Below are 13,053 nucleotides of genomic sequence, written 5' to 3' on the forward strand. Positions count from 1 at the left end.
CTAGGTGCAAGAGTTCGATTCGAGGACAGGAGGCTTCCCATGCCGCGTCTTTTTACCGCCCTCGAAATACCGCGTGATGCCGCTCTTTCGCTGTCCCTGCTCAGGGGCGGCCTGCCCGGAGCCCGCTGGATCGACGTCGAGAACTACCATCTGACGCTGCGCTTCATCGGCGATGTCGAGGGCCATGTCGCCGACGAAATCGCCAACGCGCTCGACCGTGTTCACCGCTCCTCCTTCCCGCTGACGCTGTCCGGCGTCGGCGCCTTCGGCCAGAAGAAGCCGCATGCGGTGTGGGCCGGGGTCGCCGCTTCGCCCGATCTTTCCGCGTTGCAGGCCGAGATCGTGCGCATCTGCCAGCGGCTCGGCATCCCGGCCGACCCGCGCAAGTTCATGCCGCATGTGACGCTGGCCCGCCTGCGCAATTCGAGCCCGCTCGATGTCGCCCAGTACCTGTCGGCACGCGGCAATTTTTCGACGCTGCCGTTCCGGGTCGGCCGCTTCGTGCTGATGTCGTCGCGCGATTCGGTCGGTGGCGGGCCTTACGTCGTCGAGGAGGCCTGGCCGCTTTCAGGTGCCGACAACCGCATCGCCAGCCGTTTGGTCGGCGCCGCCGACGCTTCGCGGATCATGCGGTAGGCGGATATGACCAGGGAGAAACTAGCAAAAGAGGCGATCCGCGCCGAACTTGCCGGCCTCGAAGGCTGGTCGCTGGCCAAGGATGGCGGCTCGATCACCCGCACCTTCACCTTCAAGAATTTCTCCGAAGCCTTTGCCTTCATGACCCGCGTCGCCCTGGCGGCGGAGAAGATGGACCACCATCCCGACTGGTCGAACGTCTACAAGACGGTAAACGTGACCCTCAACACGCACGACGCCGGCGGCCTGACGGCGCTGGATTTCGATCTGGCCAGAAAGATGAACCGCTATTTCGGCGGCTGAGCCTATCTGCACCTTGCAGCGAGGTTCGGCTTTCACCACATTTTGCCTCGCGGTCATGCGTGAAGTCACGCGACGGCCGCACGGAGAGATTGATGGCGCAAAAATCCGGTTTTGATTTCTTCGGCCCCGGCAGCAAGCCGGGCAACGAGAGTGAAGTGCGCGACAAGTTCTGGCGTACGGCGAAGAAAGCCGCCCGGCATATCCCGTTTATGGAAGAGGTGGTCGCCGCCTATTACTGCGCCATGGACAAGAAAACGCCGCTTCGCGCCAAGGGCACATTGCTGGCTGCGCTCGGCTATTTCGTACTGCCGACGGACGTCATCCCCGATTTTATCGTTGGGCTTGGCTTCACCGACGACATCGCCGTGCTGACCGCCGCGATCACAACCGTCAGCGCCCACATCACGCCCGCGCACCGGCTCGCCGCCAAACAGGCCATCGCCGACAAGAGCTGAGCCGGCACGGCGCAAAAAATCGCGCGAGACTTTCCGGCCGTCAAACCCACCGCCGCACCCGCGCCTTGTAGGCGCGATAGGCATCTCCGAACTTCCGCTCGAGATAGCGCTCTTCCGGCGCGATGACGCCGGTATTGATCACCCACAGCAGGGGGATGACGAGCGCGATAGCCCAAAGACTTCCGGCGGCGACGCCGAGGCCCAGATAGATGAGGGTCGCTCCCAGATATAACGGGTTTCTGGTCCGCCGATAGATACCGTCGACGACCAGCGCCGTCGTTGGCAAGGTCGGTGGTATGTTGGTTCCAGCGGCCTGAAAGCGGCCCGCCGCCATAAAGAGGAACACGAAGCCGCACACCGCGAGCACGGCGCCGGCCAGATAGCGGGCGAGCGCCTGCCCGGCCATGACAGGGAGCGGCGCGAGCACCTCGAGCACGGTTGCCGCCGCCAGGAAGCCGAGGAAAATCAAAGGCGGTAGCGCAATGACCCCGGGCACGTCGGACGCGCCCGATCCGCCCGCCGCCTCTCCGCCATCCGACCGGGGAACCGCGCCGCTAGCCGCCGCGCGGACGGCGACACGAATGCCGAACACGATCGCCAGGACGACTGTGCCGCCCGCGAGGATCAGGACTGTCTCGGAAATGGCCATGGCCAAATCTCCCGTAAGCCGCCAAGGAGGGCACCCTGGCCGAGTGCCGTGGCGACGAACGCAGACATGGTACCGCCTGCAGGGAAATTCGTCACGTACCTCAAGAAAAGCGGGAATCGCCGCGAAACCTAGCTGCTTGAAAAGTCAAACTCTTGCCGTTTTCGTGGCCTCCAAGTCGCGGAAGGGACAGTGCGCCAGCCGCTTTTTCGAGCGGCAGCGCGAAGACGGCGGCGGTTTCCTGGCGTGAACATCCTTTTCTCAGGGGAAATTCACCGTTTGGTAACCCAGATTAAATCAAAATGAAGCGACGGGCAGGACGCCGAGCCGGCCTGCCGCCGCACCAGTGGAATACGGGAAAAGCGATGCGCGGATTGATTGCTATAGTTTCCAGCCTGGCCCTGGTGGCCCTGACGGCGCCCGCGCTGGCGCAGTCGGCCACCAAGATCGGCCAGCATAATGCCTGGGGCACCTACAGCTATCAGGCGTCGGGCGGCGGCAAGGTCTGCTATGTCCTGACCGTGCCAACCGACAAGCAGCCGCCGACGCTCGATCACGGCGACATGTTCTTCTTCGTCAGCCAGCGGCCGGGGCAGCAGGTGTCCTACGAGCCGCAATTCATTGCCGGCTATACCTTCCAGGAGGGTTCCAAGGCCACCGTCACCATCGACAAGAAGTCTTTCTCGATGTTCACGCGCGGCAAGTCGGCCTGGGTCGAGAACGCCGCCGAGGAGCCGGTGCTGATCGCCGCGATGAAGACCGGCACCGACATGAAGGTGTCGGCCAAGTCCGGCCGCGGCAACACCACCACTTACGTCTTCTCGCTGAAGGGCATCTCGGCGGCGCTGGCCTCGATCGCCAAGTGCAAGTAGGCGGTTAGGCGCGGTCTTCCCTTCCCTCCTTGTGGGAGAAGGTGGATCGGCGCGCAGCGCCGAGACGGAAGAGGGGTGTTGGACGGAACGCGGTCGGCGCCAAGCTGAACACCCCCGACCGAGCTACGCTCGGGCCACCTTCTCCCAGGGGAGAAAGGAAAGACCACCTGCATGACTCCGCCGCGAACCTGTGCTATGCGCCGCGCTTCATTTCGGGCACGATGCTGTATTCGGCCGCAAATCGCTTATATTGGCGCAACAATGACCCTTTCATTCGATCTTACCACTGAGGGCGCGCGTGACGCGTTGCGCACCCGCACGACGCCTGAAAAGCCGTCGCTGATCGGCCTGACGCGCGCCGAACTCGGGGCCGCCCTCGTCGCCGCCGGCATCGTGCCGGAGCGCCAGGCGAAAATGCGCGCCCAACAGCTCTGGCATTGGATCTATGTGCGCGGCGTTTCCGACTTTGCCGGCATGTTCAACATCTCCAAGGATCTGCGCGCCGCGCTCGACAGGCATTTCACCGTTGCCAGGCCCGAGATCGTCGAGGAGCAGATTTCCTCCGACGGCACGCGCAAATGGCTGTTCCGCTTTCCGCCGCGCGGCGCCGGCCGGCCGGTCGAGATCGAGACCGTCTACATTCCCGAAGAAGGCCGCGGCACGCTCTGCATCTCGTCGCAGGTCGGCTGCACCCTGACCTGCTCCTTCTGCCACACCGGCACGCAGAAGCTGGTGCGCAACCTGACCGCCGAGGAAATCCTCGCCCAGCTTTTGACCGCCCGCGACCGGCTCGGCGATTTCCCCGACCGCGACACACCCGACGGCGCCATCGTGCCGGCCGAGGGCCGGAAAGTGTCCAACATCGTCATGATGGGCATGGGCGAGCCGCTCTATAATTTCGAGGCGGTGAAGAAGGCGCTGCTGATCGCATCCGACGGCGATGGGCTTTCCCTGTCGAAGAGGCGCATCACGCTCTCGACATCGGGTGTCGTGCCCGAGATCTTCCGCACCGGCGAGGAGATCGGTGTGATGCTGGCGATCTCGCTGCACGCCACCAATGACGATCTGCGCGACCTTTTGGTGCCGATCAACAAGAAGTATCCGCTCAACGAGCTGATCGCTGCCTGCCGGGCCTATCCCGGCCTTTCCAACGCCAAGCGGATCACCTTCGAATATGTGATGCTGAAGGACGTCAACGATTCGATCGAGGACGCCAAGGCGCTGGTCAAGTTGCTCAAGGGCATCCCAGCCAAGATCAATCTGATTCCGTTCAATCCGTGGCCGGGCACCAACTACCAGTGCTCGGACTGGGAGACGATCGAGAAATTCGCCGACTACATCAACAATGCCGGCTATGCTTCGCCGATCCGCACGCCGCGCGGCCGCGATATCCTCGCCGCCTGCGGTCAGCTCAAGTCGGACTCCGAGCGTATGCGCAAGGTCGACCGGCTGGCGCTGGAAGCGATGATGATCGCGGGGCATGGCGAGGTGTGAATCGCGTCGTCGCCTATCTGATCCGCTTCGCCGTCATCCTTGTCGGCTATGGCGTTGCTTCGCTGGCGGCAAGCGCCTTCCTTAACATCATGTTCCTGGCGTCTCTTGGGCTGATGACGGACGAGACGCAACCGGCGGCGCAGGCTTCGCTGTGGTTTTCAGTCCCCTTCGTCGGGCTGTTCGTCGCCTATTTCGCTTTCATGCCGGCGGCGATCGCCATCCTGATTTCCGAGATCCTTGGCCGGCGGGACTGGCTGTTCTATGCACTGGCGGGCGCGGCGGTGGCGGCGGTCTTCCTCGGCTTCGTCCACCAGACGGCCGATGCCAATTTCGAGGTTACCAACACCAGCGTCATGCTGGCGGTGATCGGCTGCGGTATGGTCGGCGGTATTTTCTACTGGCTGAGCGCCGGGCGCTCGGCCGGAAGCTGGCGCCAGATCAGCGCATGACCCGAACCAAAGGTTCGGAAAGGATCATGCGCAAAGTACCTATTTCGCCTGGGCGGTCAGGATCTTGAGCGCGAAGGCCGAAAAAACTCCGGCAAACAGATAGTCGACGACGCGGGTCACACGCGGGCTGGATTTCATCGCGGCCGAGAATTTTTCCGCCGCCAGCACCATCGGCGCCGTCACCGGGATCGCCAGCACGACGAACATCGCGCCGAGGAAGAACAGCTTTCCCGGCGCGTTGGGATCATGCGCGGAGACGAATTGCGGCAGGAAGGTCATGAAGAACAGGATGATCTTCGGGTTGAGCAGATTGACCCCGAGCCCCGCGGCCCAGCTGCGGAACAGCGAGATCTGCGGCCCGCTCTTCTTCTCCGGTGAAAACGCCGACCCTTTTGTGATCGCCTGCCATGCCAGGAAGACCAGATAGCCGGCGCCGAAAATCTTCAGCACGAAGAACGCCATCGGCGAGGCGACGATCAGCGCCGAGACGCCGACCACCACCAGCGTGGTGTGAATTAGTGTGCCGCACAAGGCGCCGGCCATCGAGGCAAAGCCGGTGGCACGGCCCTGGCTCAGCGTGCGCGAGACGAACAGCGTCATGTCAGGCCCGGGTGTGATCGCCAGGATGAAGGTGGCGATGGAAAACTGGATAAGCGTCGTACTGTCGGGGATGAAGGACATGGCTCGTCTCGTAGCGGCAAAAGACGGCGCAGCCATAGCGCAGGACCCGTGTGCTCGCCAGCCTCTGAGCGATACAGCATCTGGTCCAGGCATCGTTCGTCCCTTGCGCTGGCCTAAAACGCCGTGATACCTCGCCCGCGAAGAACCCCTGTCGCGGAACTGCCCACCATGTCGAAAGCAAAACCCGTCAAGAAAGTCGTGCTCGCCTATTCCGGCGGCCTCGATACCTCGATCATCCTGAAATGGCTGCAGACCGAGCTCGGCGCCGAGGTCGTCACCTTCACCGCCGATCTCGGCCAGGGTGGCGAACTGGAGCCGGCTAGGCGCAAGGCCGAGATGATGGGCATCAAGGACATCCGCATCGTAGATGTCCGCGAGGAGTTCGTATCCGATTTCGTTTTCCCGATGTTCCGCGCCAACGCCGTCTATGAAGGCAGCTATCTGCTCGGCACCTCGATCGCCCGGCCGCTGATCTCGAAACATCTTGTCGAGATCGCCAGGGAGACCGGCGCCGACGCGATCGCGCATGGGGCCACCGGCAAGGGTAACGATCAGGTGCGTTTCGAGCTTTCCGCTTATGCGCTGAACCCCGACATCAAGGTCATCGCACCCTGGCGCGACTGGTCGTTCAAGTCGCGCACCGACCTGATCAACTTCGCTGAGCAGCACCAGATCCCGGTGCCGAAGGACAAGAAGGGCGATGCGCCGTTCTCGGTCGACGCCAACCTTCTGCACTCCTCCTCCGAGGGCAAGGTGCTAGAGGACCCGTGGAGCGAGCCGCCGGAATTCGTCCACCAGCGCACCATATCGCCGATGGATGCGCCGGATGAGGTCACCGAGATCGAGATCGAATTCCTCAAGGGCGATCCGATCGCGCTCGACGGCAAGAAACTGTCGCCGGCGACGATGCTGGCGGCGCTCAATGATCTCGGCCGCGACAACGGCATTGGCAGGCTAGATCTGGTCGAGAACCGTTTCGTCGGCATGAAATCGCGCGGCGTCTACGAGACCCCCGGCGGCACCATCCTGATATCGGCCCACCGGGCGATCGAATCGATCACGCTCGACCGCGGAGCCGCCCATCTCAAGGACGAGTTCATGCCGCGCTATGCCGAGCTGATCTATAACGGCTTCTGGTTCGCGCCCGAGCGGCTGATGCTGCAGGCGATGATCGACAAGAGCCAGGAAGACGTTGAAGGCACCGTGCGGTTGAAGCTCTACAAGGGCAACGTGATTGTCACCGGCCGCAAGTCGAGGAAGACGCTCTATTCCGATGCGCTGGTCACCTTCGAGGACGACCGCGGCGCCTATGATCAGAAGGATGCCGAAGGTTTCATCCGCCTCAACGCGCTCAGGCTGCGCACGCTGGCGGCGCGTAGTCGAAAAAGCTGACATCTGAACAGCACCCTGGGGCCGCTCCACCGATCCCGTGAAAGCTGAAACGGTTCGAGAAACCCGGCGGAGACGCCGGGTTTTATTTGTTACTTCTAATATAACAGAAATTAAACCACCTCAAAAGAGTTCTGTTTGACCTTTTGGCGACTTCATCTAAGTTCCCGCTTGCTGTATGGGGGCTTTTGACAATGAAAAATGGTGTTTTTATTCTGCTTGCAACGGTCACCGCCTTGACGGTGTGCCAGTTGTCAGAGGCAAGCGCGAAACGCAACCCGGGCGCGAACTTGGGCGGATGTGTCACCGCTGTCCACGCATGGGGCATCACGCTCAAGCACGATATCGCCTCCTTCATGGGCGTCTCGCAGGAGCGCATGCCGGCCCTGTTCTGCCAGCGCCTTGCCGAAGGGGTGCGCACCGGACGCATCAGCTACTCCGACATAAACAGCCTACAGCTCGACCAATCGACCGAAATCTGGCTGGTCATCAAGGGCAAGTCAAAGGCGGCTGCTAGGGCCACCCCGGCGCCGCGGAACCCCAAATTCCGTACCTGCTCAAATGTTATCACCGGCTCCTTCGAGGTTGCCGCTTCCGAGAAATGCCCCTTGGGCGGCAGCTACTCGCAAGCTGCCGGAGTCCCGACGGTGATCGAGGGCAGGCCAAAGGCGGCTCCTTCAACGCCACCGAACTCCAAGTTCCGTACCTGCTCAAATGTTTACTCAGGCTCCTTCGAGGTTCCCGCTTCCAAGAAATGCCCATTGGGCGGCGGTTACGTGAACAATTGAGAGCCCAGGCGCTCGCCGCTCTTGGCATGCCACACGCACCGACAAAAAAGCCCGGCACACGGCCGGGCTTTTTGTCGAACGGACATTTCTAGTCAGCCGCCGTCGATCGCGTCGGCGATATGGGCGATGGCCTGTTGGTAGACGCTCGCGGAATTCCAGCCGGCAATTGCACCGATATTCGCCTGCGCGCTGGCGCCCGGTCGCCAACCATGACTCTTGAGGAAGTTGGCGGTAGAAGCCAACGCAGTGGCCTTGTCGCGCAGGTTTTTGTTACCTACGCCATATGTCAAAACATTTCCGGGCAGGAACTGCGTGTGACCAATCTCGCCATGCGCGGCACCGACCGACGAGGCGCTCAACGCTCCGCGATCAACCAGCTTCAGGGCCGCAATGGCATGCGGGTAGAAGAACTCCGGACGGCGGCAGTCATAAGCAAGCGTTAAAATGGCGGAGACCGTATTCTGGTTGCCCATGGCGGAACCGAAGCCGGTCTCCATGCCCCAGATGGCGAGCAACACGCCCGGCGACACGCCGTAATTCTGTTCGATCTTGTCGAACAGCGCAGCATTGGCCTTCTTCAGCGCACGGCCCCTGGCAATGATCGCGGACGCGCCACGGCGCTTCATGAAAGCTTCCACCGAGCCGCTGAAAGCCTTATGGATGGCGCGGTCGACGGAGATCGTCTTTGTCGCGTAGGTTGCGCGAGCCAGAGCGGCCAGACCCTTCGAGCCGACGCCGTCGGCCTTGGCCTCCGCGGCGAACTCCGGTTTCCACGCCTCGAAGCCGGCGCCGCTCTTGCCACAGCTGGCCGCCTGCGCGCCCGTCGCCAGCGCAAGCACCGCCACCACCGTGGCCACTACAAACATCTTCTTGGCAAGAAATGCCATGCTGCTCTCCTGGTTGCCTGAATCACGTTCCCAATTGCGAACTTGCCTGCGAAACACCTGCTTGTCACTGCCCCGGCGCCACGCCGATGCACTCAATACAGCAGGAACCTCAAATCCACCACACTGGCGGACGCCCGGGAATTTGCCTACGATCAAGTAATTATTGTGGCGGGGGCAGAATAAGCATGGAAGACGTTGACGTCGTGATCATCGGCGCCGGTTCAGCCGGGCTTTCGGCTGCCAAGACCCTGCGCGCTGCCGGTTTTTCCTTCAAATTGTTGGAAGCGATGAACCGCATTGGCGGCCGCGCCTGGACCAGCGATCAGCATTTCGGCGTGCCGTTCGACATCGGCTGCGCCTGGTTGCATGCCGCGGACCGCAATCCTTATTTTCCCGAGGCGAAAGCCGCCGCCTGGACGCTTCATCACCACGACATGAATGTCGATCATCTCTACTACCGCGAGCGAAAGGCAAGCGAAGCCGAAGAGGCGGCGATGAAGGTTGCCGACGCAAGGCTGTTCGAACTGGTGGCGGCACATCAGGTGAGGGAAGGCGACGACGACTGTCTTTCGGCATTGCTCGCCAAGGGACACGCGCCGCGCGCCGCCGCAACCTTCGCCGGGCCGATGGATTTCGGCGCCGACGAGGACGAGATATCGATCCGCGACTTTCAGGCGGCCGCCGATCTCGATCCGAACTATTTCACCAGGGAAGGCTTCGGTACGCTGGTTGCGCGCTTCGGCGCCGATGTGCCGGTGGCACTGTCGACGCCGGTGCGCAAGATCGTCTGGGATGGGCCGGGCGTAGCCTGCGTCACCGATCGCGGTACCATCTGCGCCAAGGCGGTTATCGTCACCGCCTCGCCGGCAGTGCTCGCCTTCGAGGAGATTGCGTTCTCGCCTGCACTCCCCGACGCGCATTTCGCCGCCTTCTTTGACCTGCCGATGGGCATGCTGACCAAGCTGCCGGTCGAAATATCCGGTACAAGGCTCGGCCTGGAGCCGTTCGACGATTTGCTGATCGAGCGGCTGGCCAGACACGACATCTACTTCCTCTGCTTTCCCTTCGACCTCGATCTGATGGTCGGTTTCGTCGGCGGCGATTTCGCCTGGGAGATGTCGGCGGCGGGCGAGGCGGCCGGCATCGACTTCGTCGTCGACCGGCTCTGCGGCATCTTTGGCGGCGACGTGCGAAAACATGTCGGACGCGCGATGATGACCAATTGGGGCGCTGAGCGGTTCGTGCGCGGCGCCTATGCGGCGGCGCGGCCAGGCCGCTCGCAAGCGCGCGCCACGCTGATGCAGCCGGTGGCGGAAAAGATCTTCTTCGCCGGCGAGCATTTGGCCGGTCCGCTGATGCAGACCTGCGGCGGCGCCAGGCTATCGGGCGCGGCAGTGGCCAAGGAGGTCGTCGCCCAGCTTGCGGCAAAATAGCGTCGGCCGGCAGGAACGTGGGCAGCTGACAGGCGTTTGGCGTTCTCCTGTTCGTATTGTCCTTCGCATTTCGAATGATTTGAGACGCCAATGAAGCTTTTCGACTGCCCGCATTGCGGCCACCGTCTCTATTTCGAGAACGCGCAATGCCTGAACTGCGCCAGCCTCGTGGTCTACGATCCCGAGCATGCGCGCTTCGCGCTGTCCGGCGGCGACGTCTTCCATTGCACCAATGCCGACGAATGCGCCTGCAACTGGATGGCGGAGCCCGGCCACGCCTTCTGCCGCGCCTGTGCGCTGAACCAGCTGATTCCGGATCTGTCGGTCGACGGCAACCGCCGCCGCTGGATCCGTGTCGAGGCGGCAAAGAAGCGTGCCGTGTATTCGCTGCTCGCCTTCGGCCTGCCGGTCGCACCCAAGCAGAATCCCGGCGACGAGATCGGCCTCGCTTTCGATTTTCTTGCCGATCCGATCGGCGGCGGTCCCGGCGGCGAGCGTATCTTGACCGGCCACGACAACGGCCGGATCACGCTCAACGTCGCCGAGGCGGATTCGGCAGAGCGCGAGCGACGGCGCGTCGAGATGGGCGAGAACTACCGCACGCTGCTCGGCCATTTCCGCCATGAACTCGGCCATTATTACTGGGACCGCCTGATCCGCGACGATCCGCAAAGGCTTGCCGGTTTTCGCGCTTTGTTCGGCGACGAGCGCGCCGATTACGAACAGGCGCTGAAGACCTATTATGCCGATGGCGCGCCGCCCGACTGGCAGCAGCGCCATATCTCGGCCTATGCGACGTCGCACCCATGGGAGGACTGGGCCGAGACATGGGCGCATCACATGCACATCACCGACACGCTGGAGATGGTGCATGCCCTGAATTTCCCGCTCGGCCGGTTGGAAACCGTTGAAGCCAACGAGCTGCCGCGCGCCGATACCGGCGGCAAGTTGCAGCCGGCACCATCGGAACCCGCCCCCAGGCCAGAGCCCTTCGAAAGGATTCTCGAGCGCTGGCTGGTGCTGTCGGAGGCGTCCAACTCGATCAACCGCTGTATGGGCCTGCCCGATCTCTATCCCTTCGTCATCTCGGACGTGGCGGCGCAAAAACTTGCTTTTGTTCACGAGCTTTTGACCGACCTGCCGAAAACGACTGGAACAAATCGTGAGCCGGCCGAAGCCTTTTAGCCGGAACGCATGCGGCTTTGCTTCGTTTTCGGTCCCGAGGGACTGTGAAACGGAGAGAAAACCATGAAACGCATATTGTTTCCGGCGGTGGCCGGAGCGCTCATAGCGATGTCGGGCTCTGCTTTGGCCGACACCGCCGTCTCGGCCATCACCGATCTCAATGTACGCGCCGGCCCCGGCCCGCAATATCCGGTCATCGGTGTGCTCGCGGCCGGCCAGTCGGCGACGCTCGACGGCTGCATCGCCAATAGCAAATGGTGCACCATCGCCGAGGCCAACGGCCAGGGCTGGGTCTATTCCGACTATGTGACGGCCGATTTCGGCGGCAGCCGTGTGGTCCTGACACAGCGTCCGGCCAGCGCTGACATTGCCGTCGTGACACCGCCTGCCGATAGCGCCGAATATTCCGACACCTATACCGGAGCGATCGTTGCCGGCGAGGCGATCGAGCCTATCCGCAGACCGCCGGCCGAGATCCGCACCTATGTCCGTACGCATCGGCTCGAACCGGTCTATCTCGAGGGCGAGGTGGTGACCGGCGCGACGTTGCCTGACACCGTCGAGCTGCGCGAGATTCCGGACTATGATTACCGCTATGTCTATGTGAACGGCCAGCCGGCACTGGTCGATCCAGGCACCAGGCGCATCATGTACGTCGAGCGCTGACGATACAAACAGGGCGGTCGCCTATAGCGGCGGCCGCTCGCACTGCCGACACTGCCACAAGCCGGTACTGCCGCTGCAATACCGGTTTCCACATTGCGGCCGATGTTCTAGACCTTGCGAGCCGAAGCACCAGCCAGCGAGCCCGCGTGACGATCGACCCAACCGCCTTCCAACAGTACCGGCACACCACCAACAACAAGACCACTTTGCCGCGGCTTCTGCTTGGAGCGGTGGTGGTCATCCTGTTCTGGCTCGGAATCACTGCCGCCGTGCTGTTCGGCGGCACATATGCCTTTGCCGTTTGGCAGGCGTCATCTGGCACCGCCTCGCCAGGTGGAGGAGCGGTGCAGGATTTCATGGCCTCTCCTGCGGGCATCCTCGCGGCGCTGGCTTCATTTGTCGGAATCTGGCTCGGCCTTTGGGCTGCAATGCGCTGGATCCATCGCGAGAAGCTGACCGCCCTGATTGGCGTCAGCCGGCGCATTTCTTGGGCGGGGTTCCTGAAAGGGTTGACCGCGGTGCTGATCACCTCGCTGCTTTCCGAGATCCTGCTTTATGGTTTGCAGCCCGACATCGCGCGCGGCGCGATCGGCCTGTCCTCGTGGCTTTTGTTCCTGATCCCGATCGCCGCCCTGACCTTTCTGCAGACCTCGTCGGAGGAGATGCTTTTTCGCGGTTATCTGCTCAGGGGCCTGGCGAGCCGGTTCCAGAACCCTTTCATCTGGGCGCTGCTGCCGGGATTGCTGTTCACCGCCCTGCACTGGAGCCCAGGTTCGAGCGCCGCCATCAATGCCTGCGTGCTGGCCTCGATCGCCGCCTTTGCGCTGTTGCTGACCCTTCTGGTCTATGCGACCGGCAATCTCGGTGCCGGCTTCGGCGCCCATCTCGGCAACAATCTGACCGGTTTCCTGCTGATTTCGCACCAGCAAAGCTATAATTCCTTCGCCCTGTTCAACGCCAAGCCGCTCGAATCCGCCGGCTGGACGACTTTAGACGCCGTCCTCATCGCCGTGATCGGCATCGTCAGCAGCCTGTTGACTGTTCTGTTGCTTTTGCATCCGCGCTCACCGCTGAAGGTCGAGCCGGATATGCCGCTCGCCGGCGGCGTGCGCTGATGCGCCTTGCCTGGCCGCCCCGAGCATATTTGGCGCAAAGCCTGACCAAAGCTT

At 62.6% G+C, this 13,053-nt stretch carries 15 protein-coding genes; 12 read left to right on the forward strand and 3 right to left on the reverse strand.

Going from position 1 to position 13,053, the window contains the following annotated elements; translation table 11 throughout:
* The first annotated feature begins 39 nt into the window (after positions 1 to 39).
* The 3 genes from thpR to NKH83_RS07080 all read left to right on the forward strand — a co-directional run bounded on the left by thpR (position 40) and on the right by NKH83_RS07080 (position 1,394).
* A complete protein-coding gene (gene thpR / locus NKH83_RS07070; RefSeq protein WP_352479683.1) occupies positions 40 to 636 on the forward strand; it encodes an RNA 2',3'-cyclic phosphodiesterase in 597 nt (198 codons plus the stop codon).
* 6 nt (positions 637 to 642) lie between these two features.
* Positions 643 to 939, forward strand: coding sequence for a 4a-hydroxytetrahydrobiopterin dehydratase (locus tag NKH83_RS07075; RefSeq protein ID WP_352479684.1), 297 nt, complete (start codon positions 643 to 645; stop codon positions 937 to 939).
* Positions 940 to 1,031: 92 nt separating this feature from the next.
* The gene (locus NKH83_RS07080; RefSeq protein ID WP_352479685.1) at positions 1,032 to 1,394 is read left to right on the forward strand and encodes a YkvA family protein; all 363 of its coding nucleotides are present in this window, start codon (positions 1,032 to 1,034) and stop codon (positions 1,392 to 1,394) included.
* A 40-nt stretch (positions 1,395 to 1,434) separates the two neighbouring features.
* Here NKH83_RS07080 and NKH83_RS07085 read toward each other — a convergent pair whose 3' ends face one another.
* Entirely contained in the window at positions 1,435 to 2,043 is a 609-nt protein-coding gene (locus NKH83_RS07085; RefSeq protein WP_352479686.1) for a methyltransferase family protein, read from the reverse strand.
* A gap of 362 nt (positions 2,044 to 2,405) precedes the next feature.
* On the opposite strand from NKH83_RS07085, the gene NKH83_RS07090 reads away from it, so the two are divergent.
* From NKH83_RS07090 to NKH83_RS07100, 3 genes are all read left to right on the forward strand, one after another.
* Entirely contained in the window at positions 2,406 to 2,912 is a 507-nt protein-coding gene (locus NKH83_RS07090; protein WP_023721899.1) for an invasion associated locus B family protein, read from the forward strand.
* Between the two features lie 261 nt (positions 2,913 to 3,173).
* Positions 3,174 to 4,406 (forward strand): dual-specificity RNA methyltransferase RlmN, encoded by a 1,233-nt coding sequence (gene rlmN, locus NKH83_RS07095; RefSeq protein ID WP_352479687.1) that lies wholly within the window; start codon positions 3,174 to 3,176, stop codon positions 4,404 to 4,406.
* The gene (locus tag NKH83_RS07100; protein WP_352479688.1) at positions 4,403 to 4,855 is read left to right on the forward strand and encodes a hypothetical protein; all 453 of its coding nucleotides are present in this window, start codon (positions 4,403 to 4,405) and stop codon (positions 4,853 to 4,855) included. The genes rlmN and NKH83_RS07100 overlap by 4 nt, the downstream gene beginning before the upstream one ends.
* Before the next feature lie 39 nt (positions 4,856 to 4,894).
* Here the strand turns inward: NKH83_RS07100 and NKH83_RS07105 are convergent, their stop codons facing one another.
* Complete coding sequence (locus NKH83_RS07105; protein ID WP_352479689.1) at positions 4,895 to 5,536, reverse strand: LysE family translocator; 642 nt, start codon at positions 5,534 to 5,536, stop codon at positions 4,895 to 4,897.
* A 168-nt stretch (positions 5,537 to 5,704) separates the two neighbouring features.
* Between NKH83_RS07105 and NKH83_RS07110 the strand changes: the two genes are divergently transcribed.
* On the forward strand, positions 5,705 to 6,928 hold the full coding sequence (locus NKH83_RS07110) for an argininosuccinate synthase (RefSeq protein ID WP_352802855.1): 1,224 nt from the start codon (positions 5,705 to 5,707) through the stop codon (positions 6,926 to 6,928).
* A gap of 191 nt (positions 6,929 to 7,119) precedes the next feature.
* Complete coding sequence (locus NKH83_RS07115; RefSeq protein ID WP_352479691.1) at positions 7,120 to 7,713, forward strand: hypothetical protein; 594 nt, start codon at positions 7,120 to 7,122, stop codon at positions 7,711 to 7,713.
* A gap of 92 nt (positions 7,714 to 7,805) precedes the next feature.
* Here NKH83_RS07115 and NKH83_RS07120 read toward each other — a convergent pair whose 3' ends face one another.
* Positions 7,806 to 8,600 (reverse strand): lytic murein transglycosylase, encoded by a 795-nt coding sequence (locus NKH83_RS07120; protein ID WP_352479692.1) that lies wholly within the window; start codon positions 8,598 to 8,600, stop codon positions 7,806 to 7,808.
* Positions 8,601 to 8,785: 185 nt separating this feature from the next.
* Here NKH83_RS07120 and NKH83_RS07125 point away from each other — a divergent pair, with 185 nt between their 5' ends.
* The 4 genes from NKH83_RS07125 (at position 8,786) to NKH83_RS07140 (ending at position 12,999) form a co-directional block, all read left to right on the forward strand.
* Entirely contained in the window at positions 8,786 to 10,033 is a 1,248-nt protein-coding gene (locus NKH83_RS07125) for a flavin monoamine oxidase family protein (protein ID WP_352802858.1), read from the forward strand.
* A 90-nt stretch (positions 10,034 to 10,123) separates the two neighbouring features.
* Positions 10,124 to 11,218, forward strand: a complete 1,095-nt coding sequence (locus NKH83_RS07130) for a zinc-binding metallopeptidase family protein (RefSeq protein ID WP_352479694.1) — start codon at positions 10,124 to 10,126, stop codon at positions 11,216 to 11,218.
* Positions 11,219 to 11,281: 63 nt separating this feature from the next.
* A complete protein-coding gene (locus tag NKH83_RS07135) occupies positions 11,282 to 11,884 on the forward strand; it encodes a DUF1236 domain-containing protein (protein ID WP_352479695.1) in 603 nt (200 codons plus the stop codon).
* A 146-nt stretch (positions 11,885 to 12,030) separates the two neighbouring features.
* Positions 12,031 to 12,999: a CPBP family intramembrane glutamic endopeptidase gene (locus NKH83_RS07140; RefSeq protein WP_352479696.1), complete on the forward strand. Its 969-nt coding sequence runs from the start codon at positions 12,031 to 12,033 to the stop codon at positions 12,997 to 12,999.
* The last annotated feature ends 54 nt before the right edge of the window (positions 13,000 to 13,053 follow it).

The organism is Mesorhizobium sp. M0909, assembly GCF_040319515.1.
Taxonomy (GTDB): Bacteria; Pseudomonadota; Alphaproteobacteria; order Rhizobiales; family Rhizobiaceae; genus Mesorhizobium.